The following is a 24,361-nucleotide window of genomic DNA, read 5'->3' on the forward strand; positions in this document are numbered from 1 at the left end:
CGTATTTATGAGCTACCATTCAGCCATGCAACGATTGACCGACGTTATGCACTCCTTGGCCGGCTCCCATAGAACGGCTCTGACTTGGTTCATTGAACATCGAGGGCAGGAGGTTGGTTGGCCAGCGCGTTTGGCGGATGGCACTTATCTCGTCAATCGGCCCAAAGGAATTCATAAGCCTGCGGACTGGAAGTACACCTTAAGTGTTCGGCAAATGATGGAAGGACCCTATGCCGACGCTGAACCATTCCTTCAGGCTGATGGTTCGTGGCATTACCAGTACTTCCAGGAGGGAACGAATCCATGGGTCTACAACTTTCGTCCAATCGATCTCGACCGCCCTATCTCATAATCTTCCTGCTGTTCCCTTGAATCAATGTTCTCATTCTACAGTTGCCTTGGAGTCAGCGGGGTTTCGCGGACTAACTCCATACCTATTCTCTTGCCGAAGTATCCGAACCTTTTGGTATCGCATGGAATGATATGCGCTAAGACAGCGCATGGTCATGTCTGTTCACGGTGAATATGAGTGCTGCCATCAATAGTCTTGATCGCGTACAACCAGAGACCAATTCATTACAAAGGAACGAATGTCAGGAGCACAAATGGTCTATCGAATCCGCCTATGGATCCTCATGGGGCTCATTGTTACAAATGGTGCAGCGCAAACGAATACGTTCCCATTGAGCGGCAATGTAGGGATAGGGACTACGAACCCGGCTGTGCCGCTAGATGTTAGCGGATACTTGCATGTGTCTGGCAATGCTATTCCTTCAACGGGACCGCAAGGCACCTATCTTGACTGGAATGCCTTGACCGGTGGAACCGGAGAAACGGATTTCATCAACAGTAAGGGCGGAGGCGGGGGCGGATTCGCGTTCATGAATGGCGATAGTGGCGCGAAGACGACACTGATGTTTCTGAGTGGGAGCGGTAATCTCGGGATCGGGACGACATCGCCGGGCGGTATTTTGGGAATAGGCGGCGCCAGTATTCCAATGGGCATAACAACGGAACTAGGTGGGGTAACACCGCTGCTCAATTTTGATATGAATTTCCGTGAGAGCACTATGGATGCTTCTTATCCCGGGGCAGCGATTCGCATTGACGCCAGAAGTCCTGCTGCCCCCCTCATCCAGTTTTTGACGCGTCCAGCAAACGCCACCGATAGGACTGTTATGGCTATCACGGAGATCGGCAATGTCGGCATCGGCACGACGACACCGCAATATCCGTTATCCGTCAACGGCACGATTCAAGCTAAAGAAGTTCTCGTGAACACCGGATGGGCTGATTACGTGTTTCAGCCGGGTTATCGGGTTAGGCCATTGGCCGAAGTCGCGACGTTTATCAAAGCGAATCACCGTCTGCCCGATATTCCATCGGAGACTGAAGTCAGGGACAAGGGCATAGGCTTGGCTGACATGCAGACCAAGCTCTTGGCAAAGATTGAAGAGTTGACGTTGCAGATGATTCAACTCGATGAGAAAAATAGGAAGCTCGACGACAAAAACAGGAAGCTGACGAAAAGAGTGGCGCAACTCGAAGAACGCTAGGTGTATGAGCCGGCGGTTTAGAAAGGGCAGTGAACGTGGGTCGATCAAGTAGACAAGCATTTTTCAGCATAGCCATCTTAGGAGTTTTCCCGCTTCTTATTTCGAATCTGGCAGTGGCCCAGAACACGTTCCCTGCTACTGGCAATGTAGGGATCGGCACGACGGCTCCTAACAGCGAATTAGATATCGTCAGAAACGGTACCGGAATAAGCATAGAGCCTGGAGACGGGGCGGTCATTTTTGGCGCACTTGGTTTCAATCGCGAGGCAAACACAGGAGCCATCTTTAGTTCGAATGCTTACGCTTACCAGTTTACTCATCTTGGCAGTACGAGTAACACAAATGATTATCTGGCTCTGGGGATTTGGGCACCAAATGGAGCCAATGTTTCCCCAAATGCACTGACTGTCAATGGTCTTGGCAACGTTGGTATTGGTACGGTCGCACCGACAGCGTTGCTCCATCTGTGGGGCAATGGAACCTATTCCGCCGGTTTGCGCCTTCAATATAGTGGCTCATCGAACCCATGGGCTGTTGCACAAGGGACAGATTCAAAATTGTATTTTGGCTATGGAACTGCGGGGTCAGAATTGAACCGTGTTGTGATCGATACAATCGGCAACGTCGGCATCGGCACGACGACTCCGCAATATCCGTTATCCGTCAACGGCACGATTCAAGCTAAAGAAGTTCTCGTGAACACCGGATGGGCTGATTACGTGTTTCAGCCGGGTTATCGGGTTAGGCCATTGGCCGAAGTCGCGACGTTTATCAAAGCGAATCACCGTCTGCCCGATATTCCATCGGAGACTGAAGTCAGGGACAAGGGCATAGGCTTGGCTGACATGCAGACCAAGCTCTTGGCAAAGATTGAAGAGTTGACGTTGCAGATGATTCAACTCGATGAGAAAAACAAGACGCTCTCTAAAAGAGTGGCGCAACTCGAAGGACGCTAGGTCGCCAGATCTGAGAGGAATCGTGGAAATGATTGCCGTCGCCGAAAATGTCTTTTCGTCTTCACTCGCGTGGCTTAGAAGGGCAAGACCTGTCCTATTGCTTCTTGTCTTCGCCGGCTTCCGCCCTTACTGCTTTGGACAGCTACCCGCCGATTTAGACCTGCCCTCTGAAACGCTAGACTCCGGTACTCTTCTATTTCAAGCGTCAAATTCCATTACAAACAGCTCCAGTTTTGTGGTGCAAGACTCAGCAAGCGTCACTCTCAGGGCAGGCAGCTACATCCGCCTTGAACCTGGGTTTCATGCGGTAGCCGGCAGTGCGCCTTCTACCCTCTTTGCAGTCATCGACCCGAACGTAACCCCGTGGCCACCCACCGAAGGTGATGGACCTCCCAGTATTCCATTTTCATACACGGCGCCGACTCATGCTCCTACCTGCGACAACATCTCAGGGCAGTGGATAGATTCCGATAATGTAGGCAATTCCATCGGATGGGATCTAAACCAAAGCGGTAATTCCATTACTGGAACTCTTTCCTACGATGACTATCGCGACTTCGGATATGGTTTGACTTATTGCGGGACCATCAGCTATTCCGCTTCCGGAGTTTCCAATGGGACCTCCTTCTCGCTTTCGGCGGTAAATCCAGTTCCTTCGATTGACAGTTGCGGTCTTCCGTTATATCCCTCGGAGACTGAAACCGTCACGTTATCCGGTCTGGCATGCGGCAGCGGCGCTGGTGCATACACGATTTCAGATGGCGGAGGTGGTACAGGACTTCGGGCCAATCAAACTCCGACTCGCGCCACTATTCGCAGAATCGTGAATCCAACGGCACGATCAGCGGTCACCAGCAATACTTCCATCTCTATTGCATCGGGACAATCGGGGGCAACCAGCAATGCTGTGCATCCGGAGGCAACCAGTGGCACATCCGCATGGACGACTTATAGCCCAAGATTTAATGTGTCGTACGCTTCCTATATACCTAACGACCACATAGTTGGTCCATCGCCATGTAGAAAGCTGCTTTTGGGTTATCCTGTTGACTATCCTCTAATTTATAAAGGCGACGCGTATCGGGGTACTTTCCGAACTACGCAATCAATTTTTGTCGTCCCAGCTAAACAATTCTCTAATAATTTCGCTCCAGAAACCGGAGCTTCGAGAAACTATAGCGTTGGTTCCCCCGCAAACGGGCACGATCAAAATCTATCATCTACTCCAGCGACCTCCGATATATACAATGGACCTTACATAGGTGCTGACGAAGATAATACGCCAGATGATTGTATTTTGTGGAACGAGAAGGGCAAGGCAGACTTGAGCGCTATGCAAACTCATGGCGTTACCTTCCCCAGCAGCAATCAAGCCGTAGTAACTTTGAGTGGTTCGGCTTCAGACCCTCTCGAACCAAAAATTGGTAGCGTCGATTGGATTGCAACCATCACTTTGAATGCTACAGATGCAAATAATCCAACGGCTCAAGTGTCCATAACCCACACATGTTACCCAGCACATACGGTAAAAGTAAATGGTGTGACCCTTCTCGATGATCAGCCCGCACATAGCAACCTGGCATATATGACACTCTGCTTATTAGATCCAACCCATAAGACAAATACTAAGAAAACGACAGATCCTATCACAGTGCCAAAGCAGTAGATCCGAACAGTTTTGAGAAGGATGGATCGCATGAAAGCGATAGTTATCGTCAGCTGGATTATATTATCCGTTGTACCTTTTTGGGCTCAGCAAAGTCCGATTCGCGAACTATATAACAATGTACTTGTGCAACCGTCGGGCGAAGGACTTCCCAAAGGTGACGAGCTCTTCGGCAAAGTTAATGAAATCACGGTGGGTGCTTTACCGGAGGACGAGGCACGAAAAATAATCCCGTTGGCTCTGCAGTGTGTTCAATCAACTGACATCGAAAAGCGCGAATATGGGTATGCTTTTCTTATCAGCACCGTGATGCGACCTGATAGCGCTAAACTATTAGGGCCCTATATTGATGACCTCCGCAAACTATTAAATGAGAGCGATCCGGCCCCCCGGCGCACTATCCTGTACCTGATGGGCAGCATGAAGCCGGAACTTCCCGCCAAAGCTGTTTTGAGCCTCAAGTCCGAGTTGGAGAACAAAAGCAATTCCGCTCAAGAAACCGCGACCATTGCCGCGAGCTTAATAGCAGCAGCACCTACGGACGTTTCCACCCTACACAAAATTCTGACCGTGGTATCTAATCGCGCTGACCCCAGCCTTACAAACAATACGATACGTCAATTGGGCCTGAGCAAGAGCCGCCTTCCAGAAGCGATGGATTTCATCTCCGCTAACCTCAACAAGGAAGATCCATATCTTCGTGCTTCGGCTGTCGATGCCGTATCTAGGCTTGATAGGGATAGGAGATCCCTATTTACTTCGCAGTTGATCCGGATATCGTCAGATTCGAGGGAGCCGCAGGATGTTCGTAAACGGGCAGCTCAGGCTCTAGAGCCATAGCCTCAATTCTCGTAAGCGTGCGGCCAGAGATAGCGAATGCGCTGGAGATCGCCCTTGCTCAACAAGTGGATTTTGTGTGCGTGATCGCTATGCTGCTTGCCGTCCCGGCAACCCCTTTTGCCCAGAACTGCTCCGCTCCTCCCATTCCCATCTGGTCGAGCGAGGAGAGCGTTCCCTCCGTCTATGGTGATCGAAAGGTATTTCTGTCTCCGGACCAGCACAGCCTGATCATCCTCTGGCCCAACCCCGACGGCACGAAAACCAAGCGAAGGTTTAACCTGCACAATGAGATTTACCCGAATCTGCGCGTTCAGATTGGGGACACCCTCAGTGGCTTTCGATACACCTACCGTCTTGAAAACGGAAAACAGTCCAAAGATTCGTTGGGGGATTTTTGACTCGCGATCTATGCAATGGTCATCCGTGAAAGCGTTTGGCTCACCGTCCTCGGCATCTCCAGTGGGCTTATCGTTGCTCTCGCTCTGGGTCGCATGATTAATCGATGCTTTACGGGCTCCGCCGCACCGACCGGTTTCGCTCGCCGCAGCTGCTTGCCTACTGCTTGCCATAGCTCTGCTCGGAAGCTGGATCCTCGCGACTATAGCTGGTTGTAAATTCTTTTAGAATGCCAGCTATACGAGTTTTCAAGCGCAAGATGAGCGCAAGTAGCATGGAGTAAATGATTGCTGTTTCAGAATCCGCTGTCCTTCTCCTAAAGGCGGTTCTGGGATGAGTCGATCTCGAGAATGGTCGCCCCTGCCGCAGTGTCGAGCCATTAACAATGGCGTCTTTGCAGTGCAACATTGCACTTGTAAAGGCGCCTCATCCATTGCCCGCAGGTTGATGAGCGAGATTGCGAACATCAGAGTGAATCGTTGAGCCTATTCACGAACCGATGACGCGTATGAGGGCGACTTGGCAGTCCAACGTTGGACTGAAGCATGGGCCTTCTCTCAATATTCCGCGCGACCAGCTTTTCTCGGTCGATCCTCAGAGACACATCCGCCTTCATGTTCATGGCCGGTTATAAACCAGCCGAACGCGAGCGTTGCAGGAGCGCTGGCGCAAGATATTCGCAAAGTAATGGAGGACGGCGACGCTTACCGTTTAATTCTTCTTTGCTTCACCAGCAGTTTGGCTCCAAAACTCCAAAAATCTGGGTCCTCATCAAAAGGGGGCGCAAGATAACCGTCGCAGCGACAGATACTCCAGAATGCAAATCCGGTCGCTGAGACCGCAGTTTCGGTAGCTGTGTCCAAAATTCGGTCCCTGGGTCCAATCCCCCACCCTCTGTGAGGATCTGGGCTTCCTCGATCACGTCAGGTTGCAGGCCAGGGTGTCGAGAAGAACGTCAGGAATCCGTACCCTGGTCCGAGCAGTCCGCGTCCGGATCCCGCTGCGATCTGAATGATTCAATCCTGCTCATGCTGTCCGAACCAGCTCGTCAGCAGCGCCTGTAACCTTGCGTGTCCCATTTGCCCATGCCCGACCACCGCGCCGTCGGCGTACTCCACGACAGGGTCGTAGCAGGTGTTCAGGTACTCGGCGATTCGAGATAACCGGTGTTGTATCCATGGTCCCCTTAGATTCCACCTAAACGCAGTAAATCATTAGTAGCATTTGTTAGCTCCAAGCATGACACACGTCTCTCGACGTCAACTTGTCTGTGCACATCATAGAAATCCCACTCGACACTGCATTGCCTTATCGCCGCAACTCTCAACACGTGCTCGATCTTCTCCATGAGGATTGCCCGTCGCAACTTGGCGTCTTCGCGGCGCCGGATATTTGGCTGATCCAATATCGAGTCAACTCTGTCCAGGAACATCACCGTACGCCTCCGGAGTGCTGGTTTCCACGCTAACGCGACGAACGCCGACGTCGCGCCACAAGCTCTTTACTAAACTTAGAGCAGCGTCAACATGAATCCGCTCTAACTTATTCTGGCCCTTCTATCGGTCTAGCGGGTAAACGGTCCGTCCCACATACGTTCATCGCGGATCGTCCCTTACCGCGACACAGTCTTCACCATAGCCGTTGCAGCATTCCTCGCAATGATCTGAATACCTACTAATCGCGTTTTCAGGCCGCTGGCGTTGTCCTGGAACTACTGAAACTGAATTCATCTCGTCGCGGATGTCGCAGCACATCCTGGCCAAAGTCCAACGTTGGACTTGTATCGACGCCAAATCATAAAACCGAAGTGGGTAAGCTCCGCAGGATGTCGGGCGATTAGCCTTGCGGGCGGTTTGGTGAAGCTCTGTGACGGACAGGCAGCAATCATTCATAGAACGACTCGTCCCCGCTCACTTGGTGTGCCTAATGAAGCAATCGTCTTGATCTCCTGTTTCGCAGATTCGGGTCTCTATCTGGGCGTTCCCCATCGTTCAGTTTCGTTTCGTGCCGAATCAATTCACCCGGAATGCAATCTCGCGAGCAATCTTCCGAACGCCACAGGTGCCACATCGGTAGTAGCCGAAGCGAGTAAGACGGAGATTGTAACTGGTGCAGGATGGGCAATGCGGGCTCGGACTCGCGATTCTGCCTCCATGAGCCTGCAACAGCGGGATCATCTCTTGTTTGTGCTCGCGCAGAAATTTCACCAGATGCGCTGAATAGGAGGGTAGTTGATATTCGATATCGTCACCGTCGAGCGTGAGTATGCCGCCCGACCGCTTTATCTCGCTTACCAACTCTACCGGTTTCATGTACGCCCCCTTACGTCATATTCTTTCACTTCAGCATCGGGTGAGAGTTCTTCCTTTCCTGGCAAGGTAGGGTGTAGTAGTCGTTTTGAAGACCCTGAAGACCCTGGTGTCCCTGGTGCCCCTGGTGCCCCTGGTGCCCCTGGTGCCCCTGGTGCCCCTGGTGCCCCTGGTGAGGGTAGGTCCAGTTGGTGACCAGTATCCCAGTCCCACTGGTCAAGCCTGAAAAGGTATTCGGCGGCGTGGCCCTTCGTATAAGAGGATCGTTTTTCCAGGGTAAGGAGATCGCACTTTCGGGCGATGGCGAGGTAATCAGAAATGGTGGTGTGGTGGCATCCAAGCAACGTCCCAAAAGCTGCACCCGAAATAGGTATGGGGACTCCAGGCGTGAAACGTTGCCTGTGCCCGACGACAGAGATAAACAGAGAATACAGGTCGGATATGTACTCCGAAGGGAAGAGGGGGCGGTTTATGGCTTCGTTGTATGCATCATGGAGCGGTGAATCGGCTTCCGATAGCTTAGGCACATCCCAGACAGCAATAAACGCCGAGCGAGGATCGTCGCACTCCAAGTCTCGAAAATGATGCTTCCAGGGATTGCACCCCTCACTTGCGCTTCTCGCCAAGACATCGTCCAGGAGTTTGACCGCAGATAGGGCGTTTAAAGGGGCGAATTCCGTTCTGGTTTTCAGTCTTTTCGCCAAAGTGAAAAAAGGCGAGAGGAATCGATCCCGATTTTTGTAAGCCTCCTTGTTTCGCTCAATCGCCGCCGCTACAAACTCGCCGAGTGGCAATGCATCGGGGCTCTCCACCTTAGTAGGAAGCTTGCCGATATCATTTGCAATCCTGTTGGTGTCAATCCTCCTATCGGCAGTCATAAGCGAGGCGCACAAGGGAGCCTTCTCTCGCAGTAGAGTCGCCTCGATGACCACTGGCTCCATCCCTAGATACCCTCGCAGATATCCGGCGGAACGGAGAAACTCATTGTGTCGAGTTCCCTTGGGAATAGTCTGTCCGGGAGAGCGTCTGCTCGTCTTCGCAATAACCCGCTCCAACAGCCACTCTGGAGCGATGACAATAGGTGCATTGGGTGCAACCCACTCATAGTGCCTGCCTGATCGGTGAGTTGATCCTGGAGCAACGATGTACCCTCCCTCTCCTCGCACGTCTAGGCCGGGTATAATCCCCGTTCGGTTGCGGATCTCCCGGTTATCGGGGTATCGGAAGTACAGATGCCTGCCTCTACCCGTCCTCGCAGCCAACGTCTCAAGCCATCCCTCGCCGTGATCTCGGCAGAGTTCACGCACCGAATCCGCGCCCTCCTCCCCGTCAACATCCAACACCCATAGACCACTCGCGAGACCCGTCCTGATGGCAATGTTTGCATTCGGCCACCTTTTCCACCAACTACGAACTGTCATTTCGTCTGAGCTGGCTCCCGTCAATCCTGTCTTGATGCGGGGATGTTTCCCTCCGTCCTTGCAATCGGTTTTCTTGCATGAGCACCGGCCATCCGACAAGGGCTCATAGACGGGAAACACTCGAAAACCCCTGACGATATGCTCCAAAACTCTTTCAAGCTGGATAGAGGGCCTAAGTATGTTGCTGCCGTCGTATCGAGCACCTGGTCGTGTTTCCATCAGCGAATATCCTATTTGCAGAAAAACGCCCCGCGCGGCGATACCACCTCGTTTCATTCGCGATTGCTCGGTGGGAGCCGATCAATCGTCATAAAAAGGGCATTCTCTACCGTCCTCGCGCAGGCACAGTTCCCTCCTCAATGAGGCGCTGAATGGTCTCTTCAGTGATCCGCACAGAACGTCCCACTTTGACGTACGGAATTTTGCGCATCCATATCCATCCACGTAAACATTTCACCGACACTCCTAAGTGATTCGCAGTATCCATCAAGGTCCTCAGCTTGGTCAGGTTCGTTGGTGCCATATATGTCGAATTCCCTTCCTCTACTTTCTCTTGCTTCTATCTGCTCACTACGTTATAAACAGAGCGAGGTTATGGCAATACATGAAAAGCAATAACAATCACAAACCCATAACACACGTCGCTTTGCCCGAAAGGCAGATGCCGATTCTGGTGAGTGCGAACGGCGCCAAAGCTGAGGGGTATGCTCCTGCGACCGCATGGGGAAATGCATCACCAATTGGTGTTAGGCGCGTTCTTCCAAACATTGTTTTGGAGGCTATCCGCAATGCTTCGGGTCGTGCTCAATTTCAAACCGATTATGGCAAAGTGCCTGATGAGACGTGGAAAGAGTTAATCGAGATGATAGAGCGGATTGATTGGGTCAATGCTGGTGGCACGGGCCCGATTATCAAGACCTCTAATCAGGAAGCGTCCTCTCAGCGAAAAGGGAAAAGCTTGCATCTTGCCATCTCGTTCGATGTGACCGCCATGACACCCGCGTACGCAATTTCGGAAGCATTCACGAAGGGCTTTGTCGGGTCGAGGATCGTAGTTTGGTGGTCTACCGTTGCAAAGAAGTTGGTTATCGGCCTCTATTGTCCTGATGCATCAACTTCTCTCTTCGCTTCCGTCCTCTCGGGTTTCGGAACACCCGGAGGGATCGGGGTCTGTCGCAAGTGCAGATTTCCATTCCTCCGAGCTCGAGCCAAGCAGGTGTATTGCGGGCACAAATGCCAAGTCGCCGAGGGGATGAAGCGATACAGAAACAACTTAGAAAGGAATGGCGCAGGCGCAAAACGTGCGCCTGTTGCCAAAAAGAAGGGGCGGAAATAACTATGTCATTATTTCGCTACAAAGGGAGCAAGGTATGGACGATGGACTTCATTTTTCACGCACAGCGCATCCGGGAGAGCACGGGCACTTCCTCAAAAACGCTTGCGCAGAAGATCGAAACCAAGCGGCGGCGCGAACTGGAAGAGGGCACAGCGGGTATTAGGAAGCATCAGCAACCCCGTCTGCTCTCCGTTGCGTCTGAGGCGTGGCTGGACTTGAAGAGAGCTACGCTTGCGCCTAGATCGGTGATTATCGAAAGAGCGAATCTCGCGCATCTACTCCCGGAGTTGGGCCGTAAGCTGGTATGCGACATAGATGCGCGTGACGTGTCGAAGTACCAGAGGATGCGCGTTGATAGCGGAGCTTCCCCGAAGACGGTCAACCTGGAGATTGGAACCCTTCGGGCCATTCTGAAACGTTCCGGCCAATGGGCGCGGTTGCAACCCGATGTGAAGATGCTAGCAACGCGGGACGACGTGGGACGGGCGATTACGCCGGAAGAGGAAGGGGCTCTTCTACAGGCTTGCGGGAAGTCCCGCTCTCGTTCGCTTGTTCCGTTTGTGACGCTGGCAATCGAGACGGGAGCAAGGTTCGGCGTGATTCGGACGCTGCAATGGGGATGCGTTGATTTCGAGAATCGCTGTCTACGTTGGGGGAAGGACAAGACGGCTTCCGGCACAGGTCGAATCATCCCATTGAACCAGCGCGCAATGGCCGCCCTCGGCTTCTGGGCGACTCACTTCCCGGAGCGCGAGGCAAAGCACTACGTCTTCCCCTCGGAGCGTTACGGGGCCGCTGGAGACAAGTTCTGTGCGAAGGCATACAACTCAGACCCGACCAAGCCAATCGGGAGCATCAAGGAAGCCTGGGAAGCTGCGAGGTTAAGAGCAGCGCGGATATTAAAAGGAGAGCCGGATTCCACAGAGAAGATTGCACCTCTGCCCTGCCGATTCCATGACCTCCGCCACACGGCTGTATCGCGGATGCTGAATGCGGGGGTTCCCATCGCCAAGGTTGCGAAGATCGTAGGGTGGAGCACGGCGACGATGGTCCGCATGGCAGCGCGTTATGGACACTTCACGTTGAACGAACTGCGGGGAGCGATGGAAAGCATCAGCAGCACCATAATTCATACGGGGTCCCCGGTAAATTCCCCGGTAACGGAAGTTGCTTTCGTCGACAACCGGCCTAACTGATTGAAAGGATATGGCTCCTGAGGTAGGACTCGAACCTACAACCCTTCGGTTAACAGCCGAATGCTCTGCCATTGAGCTACTCAGGAGTGTGTGGAGCACGTTGAAGCAACGCGCTGCGCTTTTATTGTTATAGCAAAAGGCAGGTAGTACGGTCAAAGGCAAACCGTATCAATGCGTCGTCAGCGGGAACTGGAAACAATAATCGCATCTTGCTCGAGCGGGCCCATGAAAATCAGAACCACACAAAAAAGCCCGAGACATCCACGAGCTTTCTTTGTGTAGTTACCAATTCTTCAAAGCTTGTAAGCTTTTTTCACAAGGTTGACCGTAAGATCCTGCACTACTTCGAATGCTTCATCTTCGTCCAGCCGATGCTCTGCCACCAGCCGTCCCAGAAACGCGCAATCGATCCGTCGGGCCACATCGTGTCGCGAGGGAATCGAGAGAAACGCACGCGTATCGTCGTTAAAACCGACTGTATTGTAGAAACCCGCAGTCTCCGTAGCCAGTTCACGGAAACGCATCATCCCCTCCGGCGAATCGTGGAACCACCACGGCGGACCAAGCTTCAACGCGGGATAATGACCCGCCAGCGGAGCCAGTTCGCGCGAAAAAGTCGACTCGTCTAGCGTAAACAGGATAAAGGTGAGCCGAGCATCGTTGCCATATTTGCTGAGCAACGGGCGCAGGTTGCGGACATACTCCGTAGGCGAAGGAATATCCGCTCCCTTGTCGCGGCCAAATTTCTCGTACACCTGGCGGTTGTGGTTGCGAATACTTCCAGGGTGCAGCTGCATGGTAAGGCCGTCTTCCACCGACATTCCTGCCATCTCCGTCAACATCTGTGCCTGAAAGAGCTGTTGCTCTTCCGGAACCGAACCGCCGGAGAGGATACGCTGATAGAGCGATTCTGCAGCCCCCGGATCTAGATCGGCAGTCATCGCGGTAAGGTGCCCATGATCGGTTGCCGTAGCTCCCAGGGATTTGAAGAATTCACGGCGATTGCGCAAGGCGTTCAGGTAACCCTTGAACGTGCCGATGTTCTCTCCCGTAATCGCACCCAGTTTTTGAATGTTCTCCTGAAATCCGATGTACTCCGCGTCGATGACCGAGTCGGGTCGGAAGGTAGGAAGCACCCTTCCCTTCCATCCAGACTCCCGAATGGACTTATGGTATTCAAGAGTGTCGAGAGGCGAATCTGTGGTTGAAAGTACTTCGATCCGAAATTTTTCAAAAAGTGCGCGGGGACGAAACTCAGGAGTCTGAAGCGAGCGTGAGATCGTATCGTAGTACTGATCGGCATTCTCCGGGCTCAGACGCTCGCTAAAACCGAACAGCGTGTTTAACGAATAATCCAGCCATAATCGCGTCGGGGTTCCACGAAAGAGGTAGTAGTGCTTGGCGAAGATGCGCCATACCTCGCGTGGGTCCGCCTGCTGTTTATCGTCCACCTGGGGTATACCGAGAGACTCGAGAGAAATGCCCTGAGAGTAAAGCATTCGAAAAATGTAGTGATCCGGCTGGATAAAGAGTGCCGCGGGATCCGGGAAGGCCTCGTCCTTCGCAAACCACGCCGGGTCGGTATGTCCGTGTGGGGAGAGGATAGGGAGATCGCGTACCGTTTCGTAAAGTTTCTCCGAGACCACACAGGTCGCGGGATCAGATGGGAATAACCGCATGGGATCAAGCATTCAGAGCACCTCAAGACAACGGGTAAAGAACAGAAAAAAGAGATCGTAGGAGCGAACAATTCAATTAAGTGCGAGTTCGAACAAACTCGACCTCAGAAGCCTATCAAAACTGAGCTATGAGTGGTTGACCAATTTAAGTCCGCAACTCTCGATGGGGTCATTCTGAGCCGCACGGAAGAGTTTTCGATCTAGACGAAGGAGGCGTCCCCGAAGGGACGCCTCCTTGTTAAGGACCAAATCAGGTTTATGGAATGTAGTAACGCATTCCGGTAAAGACCATATTGTTGGTCGCTTTGGGAGCGCCGCCAACACCGGTCCACGCCTCACGGGTCAGATAGCTGTACTGCATTTGGTACTGCAGACGGCCAAACTTCGGATTGGTGTAGACACGGTAGGTAAAGCCTGCGGTGCCTTGGATCACTGCCCGAGTTGCACCGAGACAGTTAGCTGGGGGCCCCGGGTTATAGGGTGCTCCGCCAGCAAGTCCATTGCCTGTACCGGAAGGAATCGCTTCGGTATTGCAGCCCGCATTGTTTCCGGTAACAGGGGCATAACCAACAAGCACACCTTTATCGTTCACAAAGGTCGTCCGCTGGGCATACTCGCCGCCGGCGTAGCCAAAAACATCAAGCTTCTTGAGCGGATGGGCTTCCAACGAGATCAGGCCCTGCTGGGATTTGATCGGAGCCAGAGTTCCATCCGGGTGAACGGTGATATCGGGCAGCGTCGAGGTGCCATAACGGCCCACGCCGGTTCCCGTCATCATATGAACACCCACATCAAGATATTTCGTCGCCGGCATGCGAAGGTTGGCGAAAAAGCCGCCACCAGTCTTCGTGTCGTTGGTCGCACCGGCGCTCGTCGTACCGGCGGGATAGTAACGGTCCCGGAACCAACGTGCCACACCACCGACCTCGAAGTGTCCGTACTTCGCGTCGTAGGTTCCCTTCACAACCACGTCAGGTGCGACGTTGTTGGAATAGTTGGCCGTCAGGTTGTACAGACCGCCGCCCGTTCCCGCAGCCCCGATGAAGAAGTTCGCCGGAGCATTCGAGGCGGAGTAAATATATTCTGCCTGCTCCAGCGAAGCGGCTCCGGTGAATTTGCCATAGGTCTGCTGGAAGCGAATTGCCGGCTGGCGTGCCCAGCTGAAACCGACATGGTACTGAGCGTCGATCGTCATCGGCAGATTTTCGGTACGGTTGTCTGTCGATTTCTTCGTCTCCGTGACCAGTGACCACATCTGACCACCCGTCACAGCGAAACCATTTTTTGTCGCCGCCTGTCCCCAGATCTGGCGTTGACGCAGTGTATAGCTGTTGCTCTGATTGTCATTCGAGGTCGCGCCGGCTGAGAGAAAGTCTGCTTCCACATAACCAGACAGTTTGAACGGCCCTGTGTTGCCCTCGAACAGCGCTCCCACGCGGCTCTGGCGGCCGGAGAAGTTCAACTCACTGACATGCGCCATTCCGGATCCCATATAAGGAGTCGAATTGAACGGAGTATTGACATCAGAAGCCATAGCCCTGGAGCGCCATACAGATTCAAGTGCGAAGAACGCGACTGGGGTGATCGTCACGCCCTTGTAGTGGATTGTCGTAGGTGACTCGATCGCTGTCGTGATGTCCTTCTTGGTATCGCTGATCGTCTGCGCCAAACCCGTGTTAGCGACCTTCAGGTCAGAAACCGAACTCGAAAGCGTCTGCATCTCTTCGTGGTTGGACTGAATCGCCGTCAACGCATTCTGTGCCTGGGTAGCTGCGGCACTGGCCGAAGCGCTGGCTGCCTGAGCGTCCTGCGACGCCGTGCTCAGCTTTGCATCCCGGTCAGCTAACTGGTGCTTGAGCTCGTCGATCTGCTCCTGCTGGGCTTGCATCTGCTCCCGCAACTCGCGGAGCGTACGCTCAAGAGGACTCTCAGCCTTCTTTCGAACTGACTTCTTTGTCGTTCGGGCAGAAGTCCCCGTTTGCGCTTGCATTGATGCCGTACTAAGGACCAGCACCACCGCAAGGGCAGCTCGTAGTTGTTTCGTCATGGATCCTCGCAAGTGTATATAGGTGCCGTGGATCAAACAGAGATAGGGGGCCAGGACTGTTCTGTCGTGCCGTCCGTGGCCGCTGCTCTTCTCCGCGGTCGCCGTTGCTCTCATCCTTCCAAAATCGTGTGAACAGAAAAATAATTCACGGTCTATTAACAATTCAGGCCTGCGTCTTTGCCGCGTCTTTATTGATGATTCCTCGTGATAGCCGCTTCTCGCCTCGCACTTCCGTCGCTCCTTCGTGTGTTCGATGATTTACCGTTGTCGACATGCGATTTTTCCAGGTTGCCCCTCTTCTACTCGCTGCCTTTGCTGCGTCTGCTGTTGCACAAACACCGCTGAAGTTGATCCCCATCCCGCGCGAGCTCAAGGAAGGCACGACCCAGCCCCTCTCCCAGGGCATCCAGATCACCTGCGCCTCTCCCTGCGCAGCCGAAGACACCTTTGCCGTTGACGACCTCAAAAGCTACCTCGCCTCTCAAGGCATTACCGTCAACGCCACAGCCCCGGCCAGTATCCTCGTCACCCGCTACGGCTCGCCGATCTCGAAATCGATCCTCTCCGATGCCTCCCCGGATAAAAAGCCGCTGACCGACTTCCCTGCCGAGATGAAGCCCGAAGGCTACGCCATCATTCCCGACGGGAAGGGTCTGGCCATCACCGCCGATAGCGGCTCCGGAATCTTCTACGCCCTCCAAACCGTTAAACAGCTCGTCACCGGTCACGGCGCAAACGCCACCCTTCACACCGCCACCATCCGCGACTGGCCCGCCATGCGCTATCGTGGCCTGAGCGACGATCTCTCCCGAGGCCCCTTCCCCACCTTCGAGTTCCAGAAGAAGCAGATCCGCATCCTCGCCGCCTACAAGATCAACATCTACTCGCCCTACTTCGAGCACACCATGCAGTACTCCGGACACCCACTCATGGCGCCTCCGGGAGGTTCCCTTACCCAGGCACAGGCCCGCGAGCTGGTCGCCTACGCCTCGCAATTCCACATCGTCATCATTCCTGAGCAGGAAGCCTTCGGCCACCTCCACTACCTCCTAAACTGGGAGAAGTACTCTCCCATCGCCGAAACCGCGCACGGCCAGGTCCTCGCTCCCGGACAGGCCGACGCCCAGAAACTCACCCACGACATGTTCAGTGAGCTCGCCCAGATCTACCCTGGCCCTTTCCTCCATCTCGGAGCCGACGAGACCGTCGAGCTCGGCAAAGGCCAGACCAAATCCGAGGTCGACTCCAAAGGGCTCGGCACCGTCTACCTCGGCTTCCTTCAACGAATCGTCGCCGACCTCCAGCCGCTCAATCGCAAGCTCCTCTTCTGGGGCGACATCGCCTATAAGGAGCCCGACCTCCTCAAGCAGCTTCCCGAATCCTTTAAGAAAGCCACCATCGCCGTCCCCTGGGAGTACAACCCCCACCCCAACGGCTTCGACCGCTACATCAAGCCCTTCACCGACGCTGGCTTCGAGACCTGGGTCGCGCCCGGCATCAACAACTGGTCCCGCGTCTATCCCAACTGGAACAACGGCCTCGACAACATTCAGCGGTTCACTCTCGATGGACAGAAGCTTGGAGCCACCGGCCAGCTCAACACCATCTGGAACGATGACGGCGAGGCCCTCGTGAACGCCGACTGGTACGGCATCCTCTTCGGTGCCGAGGCTGCCTGGCACAAGGGAGAAGCTTCCATTCCCGCCTTCCAGTCCAGCTTCGGCGAAATCTTCCACGGCGACACTACCGGCAAGATCGACGAGGCCCAGCGCGAGCTGATGGCGGCCCACAAGCTCCTCAAGGATTCTCCCTATAAGGTCGACGGCCAGGACCTCCTCTTCTGGCAGGACCCCTGGAACGCCGACGGCCAGCGCATCGCCGGGCAGATTCGTCCTATCCTCTCCGAACTTCGCCTCCACTCCGAGCGCGCCCTCGTTCTCGTCGCCGAGGCCCGCAACGCCAATCCCAACCTCCGCGAAACCGACGCCCTCGACGTACTTGAGCTCGGCGCCCGCCGCATGGATCTCATCGGCCTGAAGTTCCAGATCGCCGAAGAGATCGCCAACAGCTACGCTCACGCCTTCGCCCTCCAGACTTCGAAGGTCAAGGAAGATCACGAAGAACTTTCGCGTGAGCTGAACTCCATCAACGCCGTAAACGGCAAGCTGCAGGATCTGCGCAACAACTATTCTCTGTTGCGCGACCTCTACGAGCAGGCATGGCTCAAGAGCAACCGGCCCTACTTCCTTCGCAACAACCTCGAGCGTTACGACTTCACCATCCAGATGTGGCTCAGCCGTATCGACCGCATGCGCGTAGCTCAGCGTCAGTGGCTCAATTCACAAACCCTGCCACCGGCCTCCGACATCGGCATTCCCGCGCCAGTCGTTGTGGCTAAATAACCCGATCGATCCGTGAGACGCTCATCGGTTCTTTAATGAGCGTCTCCAAACCTTCTTCACTTTCATCGACACTTCCGTTTTCTATCCAGGCGAGAATAGACTAGACCGAGATGTCCCAGACACTCTCAGCACGCCGGCTTATCACCGATTCACGCATCATCGAACGCCCTACCCTGACCATCGACGAAGATGGTGTGATTGCGAGCATCGAGCCAGACTCCGCTCCGCAGACGGCACATACAACGTTAACGCCAACCTTCCTGGATATCCATACTCATGGCGGCGCTGGTCACGACGTGATGGAAGCCACTCCCGAAGCTCTGTGCAATGTCAGCCGGTTCATGGCCGGCCATGGGGTCGGACACTTTCTTCCCACTACGGTCACTGCCTCGATCGATAAAACCCTCGCTTCGCTGGAAGGCATCGCTCATGTTATTGAACGCGCCCAGGAATCCGGGTGGGACTTCCGCTTTGCACGCCCCATTGGCATCCACCTGGAAGGACCCTTCATCTCCCACGCCAAACGCGGCGTCCATCCTCCGTCTGAAATTCACCCCCCGGACATTTCTTTGTTCGACCGCTTCCAGCAGGCCGCGGCCGGGCGGATTCGCCTGATCACCATCGCTCCCGAGATTCCGGGCGCACTCGATCTGATCCGTCACTGTGCCGACCGTGGCGTTCGCGTAAGCATCGGGCATACCAACGCCACCGCGGTAGAAGCGCGCGAGGGCATTCAGGCCGGGGGCCGGAGCGCCACTCACACCTACAACGCCATGCGCCCCCTCGATCATCGCGAGCCCGGCGTCCTCGGCGTCGTGCTCGACGATGACAACCTCTACGCCGAGCTGATCTGCGACGGAGTCCACGTTGCGCCCGAGCTGGTACGTCTCTGGCTCAAAGCCAAGGGACTCCAACGTGCCATCCTCGTAACAGACAGCATGGCCGCTGCAGGCATGCCCGAGGGCGACTACACGCTTGGAACCTTCGCCGTAAAAGTTGCAGATGGCCGCGCCTTTGCAGCGGACGATCTTGCTCAGGGCAAACACACACTCGCCGGAAGCGTTCTAACCCTTGACCGTGCCGTCTTCAACCTGCAGCAATTCACCGGGGCTCCCCTGGAGACCGCCATCCGGCTCGCCTCTAGCAACCCCGCCACGATGCTGGGTCTCGATCCGTCCTTCAATGAAATCGCTCCTGGAAAACCCGCAAATCTGAATGTCTTCAATCCGGCTGGCGAGCGGGAGCACACACTGTTCCACGGAAAAATCGTCGAATAACTTCTGCGAAACTGACGTTCCGCCGTGCGCAAGGAAAGGCCATCTCCGCTGTCTCCTCTTCCAGGCGGAAGTCTCCACGCAACCCTCCGCCTTATAGCCGCGAAAAATTCTTCTTTGCACGCTGGGGGTGGAGAAAAATCTGTGCCACACCGATACATCTTGGATTCTTTCACCGGCGCTTTGTTGCACTTTTCCCTATAAACTCGCTGTCATGCCTTTAGCTTCTCCCGCGTCTCACCTGCACTTCTTGGACCTTGTCCTGATCGTCGTCTACCTGGCCGGGATCACTCTCTTCGGTCTGCGTTTTCGCGGCAGCAAGGGTGCACCGTCAAAGTCGCTCAAAAGCTACTTCCTCGCCGACCGCAGCGTGCCCTGGTGGGCCATCGCCCTCTCTATCGTCTCCGCCGAAACCAGTACTCTCACCATCATCAGCATTCCCGGCGTGGCCTTCACCGGAGACTTCGGCTTTCTTCAGGTCGTCATTGGCTACATGCTCGGCCGCATCGTCGTCGCCGCGCTGTTCCTTCCCCGGTATTTTCAAGGGGAAATGCTCACCGCCTACCAGCTCATCGACCAGCGCTTCGGCGGCACGCTCCATAAGACCACTGCAGGCCTCTTCCTTATTACGCGAGCTGCCGCAGAAGGCGTCCGCGTCTTCGCCGTCTCCATCGTAGTGGCCATTGCCATCGGAACGGGAGACGTACTTTCCATTGCCATCATCTCCGCCCTTACCCTGCTCTACACCTTCGAAGGAGGGATGACCGCCGTCATCTGGACCGATGTTGTGCAAATGGTCCTCTACATTGCCGGGACCATTGTCGCCATCATCACCCTCGGAACCCACGTTCCCGGAGGCTGGCAACACATCCACGCCGCAGCCTCGGCAGCCGGCAAGTTCCACCTCTTCAACTTCGCGATCAATCTCACCCAGACCTACACCTTCTGGGCTGGCGTCCTCGGCGGAACCTTTCTCACCATGGCCTCGCACGGCACCGACCAACTCATGGTGCAGCGCATGCTTGCCGCTCGCAACCTTGGCGAATCGCGCCTCGCACTGCTCTCCTCCGGCGTCGTCATCTTCGTGCAGTTCACTCTCTTCCTTCTCATCGGCGCAGGTCTCTGGGTCTTCTATGGCGGAGTCTCCGCGGCGAATCTCACTCCCGATCGTCTCTTCCCTGCCTTTATCGTCAGCGAGATGCCCATCGGCATCGCAGGCCTTCTCATCGCAGCCATCCTTGCGGCGGCGATGTCTAATCTCTCCGCCGCACTCAACTCCCTCTCCTCCACCACGGTGGTGGACTTCTACATGCACTGGAGACCCGAAGCCGACGACCGCGAACGCATGATGATCTCCCGCTCCTCCACGGTCGTGTGGGCGCTCGTACTCTTCGCCATCGCGGTCTACAGTATTCAGGTAGGAGGAAAGGGGCACGTTGTCGAGATCGGTCTCTCCATCGCCTCCGTCGCCTACGGTGCTCTGCTCGGAGTCTTCCTCCTCGGAACCCTCACTCGCAAGGCCACCGAGGCCGGAGCCATCGTCGGTCTCATCGTAGGCTTCGCCCTCAACATGGCTCTCTGGCTCCAGCCCGGCCCGATTCATCTCTCCAGCCTTCCCCTCTTCGGGGATACCACTCTCCCCCGCGTGGCCTGGACCTGGTATGTCCTCATCGGCTCGGCCGTAACCTTCATCGTAGGCCTCCTCGCCAGCAAGCTGCTGCCCAAGCCGCGCATTCCCACCCCTGGAAAGCCTGTCGTCGCGGCAACTCTTGTTCTGGCATCGCTCTGGCTGTTGCCGTGTCGAAGCAGAGCCGAAGAGCCTGTTTCTTCGCACGTATCCCGTCCTATCTCTATCGCCGCTTCCAGAGCTCCCCGTTCCTCCCAAAATTCACAGGCTGCCACCCCGGACTTCGCTCCCGTCTCTACTCTGATGAACGACGCTATAGCAGCCCACAAGCTTCCCGGCGCCGTCATCGTCATTGGACATGATGGCAAGATCGTCTTCCACCAGGCCTACGGCAATCGCAAGATCGCGGGTGAACTAAGCCCCGACGGTTCCACAGCTGCAGAACCCATGACCGAAGACACCATCTTCGACATGGCCTCACTCACCAAATGCCTCGCCACCGCCACCGCGATGATGCAGCTCTACGAACAGGGCAAGTATCAGTTCGATGACCCCGTCGCAAAGTATCTTCCAGAATTCGGAGTAAACGGTAAGGACAAAGTCACCGTCCGCGAGCTCCTCACCCACTACTCTGGACTCGCGCCCGACGTATCTCTCAAAGACCCCTGGGGCCTCTCCGCACCCTACAAAGCGGAAGGCATCAAGCGCGCGATCGAATCAAAGCCCGACAATCCGCCCGGCCTGAAGTTCGTCTACTCCGACATCAACTTCATCACCCTCGGCGCCCTGGTAGAAAAACTTTCAGGTCAGACTGAAGATGACTACGTCGCGGAGCATATCTTCAAACCTCTAAACATGACAGAAACGGCCTACCATCCCCGTTACTGCTCCTGCAGCAGCCCAAAGCCGCCCGCATATGGCCACAACAATCCCGTAAACGAATCGGCCAAAGCCGGGGGCGGTGTTTTCTGTACAAGAAATGTCTGCGATCTCCTCTCGGATGACTTTCTAGACCGCGTAGCCCCCACCGCCCACGACGACGAATCCAAAGACAACCCCTCCCTCAACCCTGATTTCGACCATCTCCTTCGCGGCACCGTCCACGACCCCACGACCCGCCGCATGGGCGGAGTTGCAGGGCACGCCGGTGTCTTCTCCACCGCGCACGATGTCTCCCTCTACGCCCAGGCTCTCCTCGACAAACTCCTCCACAACACCGGCCCCTTCCCGCTCAAACAGTCCACTCTGCGACTGATGACCAAGCCCGAGCAGCCTGCCACCGCACAGGACGGAGCCACCATCTTCACCCCTGATGGCCAGCCCACCAAGGGCATCGCCACCCGAGGCTTCGGCTGGGACATCAACACCGCCTTCTCCCGCCCCCGCGGCTCCATCTTCCCCATCGGCAGCTTCGGACACACCGGTTTCACCGGCACCACTCTCTGGATGGACCCACAGTCCAACACTTACGTCGTCCTTCTCTCCAACGCCGTCCATCCGCGCGGCAATCCCCCCATCTCCGCTCTTCGCGGGCAAGTCGCCACCGCCGCCGCCCAGGCCCTCCACCTCTACGGCAGCGAACCCGCAGTTAAGACCCTCACCGGCATCGATGTCCTCGAATCCACCCACTACGCCGCACTAACCGAAATCGCGCGCCGGCACAACAATCACCTCCGCCTCGGCATCCTCACCAACCAAACCGGCCTCGACTCTCACGGCCACCGCACCATCGATCTCCTCGCCACCGAAGCCCCTAAATCCGCCCCCGGCCTGGCGCTCAAATCCCTCTTCTCACCGGAGCACGGCATCTTCGGCACTAAAGACGAGGCTGGCATCTCCGGCGAAGTCGATCCCACCACCCACATCGCCGTCACCTCGCTCTACGGAGCCAAACCCGAGTCCCGCCGTCCCACCCACGATCAGCTCAAAGACCTCGACGCCGTCGTCATCGACCTCCAGGACGCCGGTGTCCGCTTCTATACTTACGAGGCCGTCACCGGGTACTTCCTCGAGGCCGCTGCCGCAGAAAAAAAACTTGGGCACCCTCTCGAGATCATCGTCCTCGACCGCCCCAACCTGATCGGTGGGGAAAAAGTGCAGGGCCCTGTCTCCGACGAAGGTCACGAGTCCTACACCAACTACATGCCGCTGCCTATCCGTCACGGCATGACCCTCGGAGAACTGGCCCGCTACATCAACGGCGAACGCCGTCTGCCCGGCCCCTCACCCAACATCCAGGTCCCCCTCAACGCGCAGCTCACAATCATCCCGCTCCAGAACTGGCAACGCCCCCAGTATTACGACCAGACCGGCCTCCCCTGGATCAACCCCAGCCCCAACCTTCGCAGTGTCACCGCCGCCACACTCTATCCCGGAACCGAACTCCTGCAGTTCACCAACGTCTCCGTCGGACGCGGAACGCCGATGCCGTTTGAGAACATCGCGGCGCCCTTCTTCGATGCCAAAACGCTCGCCTCAGCCCTGACCGCGCGCAACATTCCCGGCGTAAGCTTCACAGCCTCTACTGTGACCATTGCGGAGGACGCAAACCATTTCCCCTACCACGGCCAGACTCTCCCCGCCGTCCATCTCACCCTCACTGACCGCAACCTGCTTGATTCTCCCGAACTTGGCATCGAGATGATTTCCGCCATTCGCCGACTCTATCCGCAACAATTCGATCTCACCCGCGCCGACCGTCTCCTCGTCAGCGTCAACACCGTCCTCTCGCTCAAAAACAACGACGATCCTCGGACCATCGCGAAGTCATGGGAGCGCGATCTGGACGCCTTCCGTCAGCGTCGCGCTCGATATCTTCTCTACTGATCAACCTTTCTATCCATCAAAAGATGTATCCAGTTCGCTACTCAAGACGCACAAATTCACCACATCTCGGCCATTCCTGCATCACAATAGAAAGACCTTCAAAATAAGAGGGAAGATGTCTTATGCCGCGCATTAATTTTCATCTGCAACTTGTCGCTCTCAAAGATAAGCTCCTCGCCATGGCTGCTCTCTCCCAGCAGGCGCTTTCGCTCGCCCTTGAGGCCTATCTGACCGGCAATCTCAGTCTTTGCGAGCACGTCAAGGAGATCGAAGCCGCCATCAACGCCGCCGAGCGCGACGTCGACGAGATGGCCTACGACCTTCTGGCCAAGGAACAGCCCATGGCCATCGACCTGCGCTTCATCCTCGCTGTCATCAAAATCAATGGCGATCTAGAGCGCATCGGCGACCAGGCCTCCAACATCGCTCAACGAACCACCACCCTCGTCGGCAGCCCCCACATCGAGCTCCCTATCGACATCCCCGACATGGGCGAAAAGGTAGGCGTCATGATCCGCAGCGCCCTCCAATCGCTCCTTGAAGCCGACGCTCGCCTCGCCGAAAAGGTTCTAGCTATGGACGATGAAGTCGACGAGATCAACCATCTCGTCCAGGCCGACCTCACCGAGTTGATGCAGCGTCAGCCCGAAATCAGTGCGCAGGCGCTCAACGCCATCATCGTCTCCCGCAACCTCGAGCGCTCTGCCGACCACGCCACCAATATCGCTGAAGACGTCATCTTCTGGGTCCGAGGCTCGGACGTTCGCCACATATACTCTCTCGCCCAGGCGGAATAAACTTTCCGAACCCCATTGCTGATCCCATAGAAA

17 protein-coding genes, 1 tRNA gene and 1 pseudogene are annotated in these 24,361 nt (G+C 55.6%); 12 read left to right on the top strand and 7 right to left on the bottom strand.

Annotated features, from left to right (window positions below; all coding sequences use genetic code 11):
* Positions 1-25: 25 nt before the first annotated feature.
* From AC5S26_RS24715 to AC5S26_RS24740, 6 genes are all read left to right on the top strand, one after another.
* A complete protein-coding gene (locus tag AC5S26_RS24715; RefSeq protein ID WP_494187627.1) occupies positions 26-352 on the top strand; it encodes a hypothetical protein in 327 nt (108 codons plus the stop codon).
* Between the two features lie 253 nt (positions 353-605).
* On the top strand, positions 606-1,556 hold the full coding sequence (locus tag AC5S26_RS24720; protein WP_494187628.1) for a hypothetical protein: 951 nt from the start codon (positions 606-608) through the stop codon (positions 1,554-1,556).
* Between the two features lie 29 nt (positions 1,557-1,585).
* Positions 1,586-2,512, top strand: a complete 927-nt coding sequence (locus AC5S26_RS24725) for a hypothetical protein (RefSeq protein ID WP_494187629.1) — start codon at positions 1,586-1,588, stop codon at positions 2,510-2,512.
* Positions 2,513-2,540: 28 nt separating this feature from the next.
* Complete coding sequence (locus AC5S26_RS24730) at positions 2,541-4,178, top strand: 3-coathanger stack domain-containing protein (protein WP_494187747.1); 1,638 nt, start codon at positions 2,541-2,543, stop codon at positions 4,176-4,178.
* A 30-nt stretch (positions 4,179-4,208) separates the two neighbouring features.
* On the top strand, positions 4,209-5,018 hold the full coding sequence (locus tag AC5S26_RS24735) for a HEAT repeat domain-containing protein (protein ID WP_494187630.1): 810 nt from the start codon (positions 4,209-4,211) through the stop codon (positions 5,016-5,018).
* A 17-nt stretch (positions 5,019-5,035) separates the two neighbouring features.
* Positions 5,036-5,416, top strand: a complete 381-nt coding sequence (locus AC5S26_RS24740) for a hypothetical protein (RefSeq protein ID WP_494187631.1) — start codon at positions 5,036-5,038, stop codon at positions 5,414-5,416.
* Between the two features lie 2,010 nt (positions 5,417-7,426).
* Here AC5S26_RS24740 and AC5S26_RS24745 read toward each other — a convergent pair.
* The 4 genes and pseudogenes from AC5S26_RS24745 to AC5S26_RS24760 all read right to left on the bottom strand — a co-directional run bounded on the left by AC5S26_RS24745 (position 7,427) and on the right by AC5S26_RS24760 (position 9,667).
* Positions 7,427-7,726 (bottom strand): hypothetical protein, encoded by a 300-nt coding sequence (locus AC5S26_RS24745; protein ID WP_494187632.1) that lies wholly within the window; start codon positions 7,724-7,726, stop codon positions 7,427-7,429.
* Positions 7,723-8,664 carry a hypothetical protein gene (locus AC5S26_RS24750; RefSeq protein ID WP_494187749.1) on the bottom strand — a complete coding sequence of 314 codons (942 nt, stop codon included), beginning with the start codon at positions 8,662-8,664 and terminating at the stop codon, positions 7,723-7,725. Before AC5S26_RS24750 ends, AC5S26_RS24745 begins: the two co-directional genes overlap by 4 nt.
* A gap of 129 nt (positions 8,665-8,793) precedes the next feature.
* Positions 8,794-9,420: pseudogene (locus AC5S26_RS24755) on the bottom strand (bifunctional DNA primase/polymerase); the annotation flags it as partial.
* A gap of 49 nt (positions 9,421-9,469) precedes the next feature.
* Positions 9,470-9,667, bottom strand: a complete 198-nt coding sequence (locus AC5S26_RS24760) for a helix-turn-helix domain-containing protein (protein ID WP_494187633.1) — start codon at positions 9,665-9,667, stop codon at positions 9,470-9,472.
* Positions 9,668-9,805: 138 nt separating this feature from the next.
* On the opposite strand from AC5S26_RS24760, the gene AC5S26_RS24765 reads away from it, so the two are divergent.
* Both AC5S26_RS24765 and AC5S26_RS24770 read left to right on the top strand, forming a co-directional pair.
* Positions 9,806-10,480, top strand: coding sequence for a hypothetical protein (locus AC5S26_RS24765; protein ID WP_494187634.1), 675 nt, complete (start codon positions 9,806-9,808; stop codon positions 10,478-10,480).
* A 2-nt stretch (positions 10,481-10,482) separates the two neighbouring features.
* A complete protein-coding gene (locus AC5S26_RS24770) occupies positions 10,483-11,676 on the top strand; it encodes a tyrosine-type recombinase/integrase (RefSeq protein ID WP_494187635.1) in 1,194 nt (397 codons plus the stop codon).
* Positions 11,677-11,687: 11 nt separating this feature from the next.
* Here the strand turns inward: AC5S26_RS24770 and AC5S26_RS24775 are convergent.
* From AC5S26_RS24775 to AC5S26_RS24785, 3 genes are all read right to left on the bottom strand, one after another.
* Positions 11,688-11,762 (bottom strand) — tRNA-Asn (locus AC5S26_RS24775).
* 207 nt (positions 11,763-11,969) lie between these two features.
* Entirely contained in the window at positions 11,970-13,367 is a 1,398-nt protein-coding gene (gene uxaC, locus AC5S26_RS24780) for a glucuronate isomerase (RefSeq protein ID WP_494187636.1), read from the bottom strand.
* A 244-nt stretch (positions 13,368-13,611) separates the two neighbouring features.
* Positions 13,612-15,402: a hypothetical protein gene (locus AC5S26_RS24785; RefSeq protein WP_494187637.1), complete on the bottom strand. Its 1,791-nt coding sequence runs from the start codon at positions 15,400-15,402 to the stop codon at positions 13,612-13,614.
* A gap of 272 nt (positions 15,403-15,674) precedes the next feature.
* Here AC5S26_RS24785 and AC5S26_RS24790 point away from each other — a divergent pair, with 272 nt between their 5' ends.
* The 4 genes from AC5S26_RS24790 (at position 15,675) to phoU (ending at position 24,328) form a co-directional block, all read left to right on the top strand.
* Complete coding sequence (locus AC5S26_RS24790) at positions 15,675-17,804, top strand: glycoside hydrolase family 20 zincin-like fold domain-containing protein (protein WP_494187638.1); 2,130 nt, start codon at positions 15,675-15,677, stop codon at positions 17,802-17,804.
* A gap of 110 nt (positions 17,805-17,914) precedes the next feature.
* Positions 17,915-19,081 (top strand): N-acetylglucosamine-6-phosphate deacetylase, encoded by a 1,167-nt coding sequence (gene nagA, locus AC5S26_RS24795; RefSeq protein WP_494187639.1) that lies wholly within the window; start codon positions 17,915-17,917, stop codon positions 19,079-19,081.
* 211 nt (positions 19,082-19,292) lie between these two features.
* Positions 19,293-23,531 carry a sodium:solute symporter family transporter gene (locus tag AC5S26_RS24800; protein ID WP_494187640.1) on the top strand — a complete coding sequence of 1,413 codons (4,239 nt, stop codon included), beginning with the start codon at positions 19,293-19,295 and terminating at the stop codon, positions 23,529-23,531.
* A gap of 122 nt (positions 23,532-23,653) precedes the next feature.
* A complete protein-coding gene (phoU, locus tag AC5S26_RS24805) occupies positions 23,654-24,328 on the top strand; it encodes a phosphate signaling complex protein PhoU (protein WP_494187641.1) in 675 nt (224 codons plus the stop codon).
* The last annotated feature ends 33 nt before the right edge of the window (positions 24,329-24,361 follow it).

Source organism: Edaphobacter sp. FHG110511_03 (assembly GCF_059115365.1).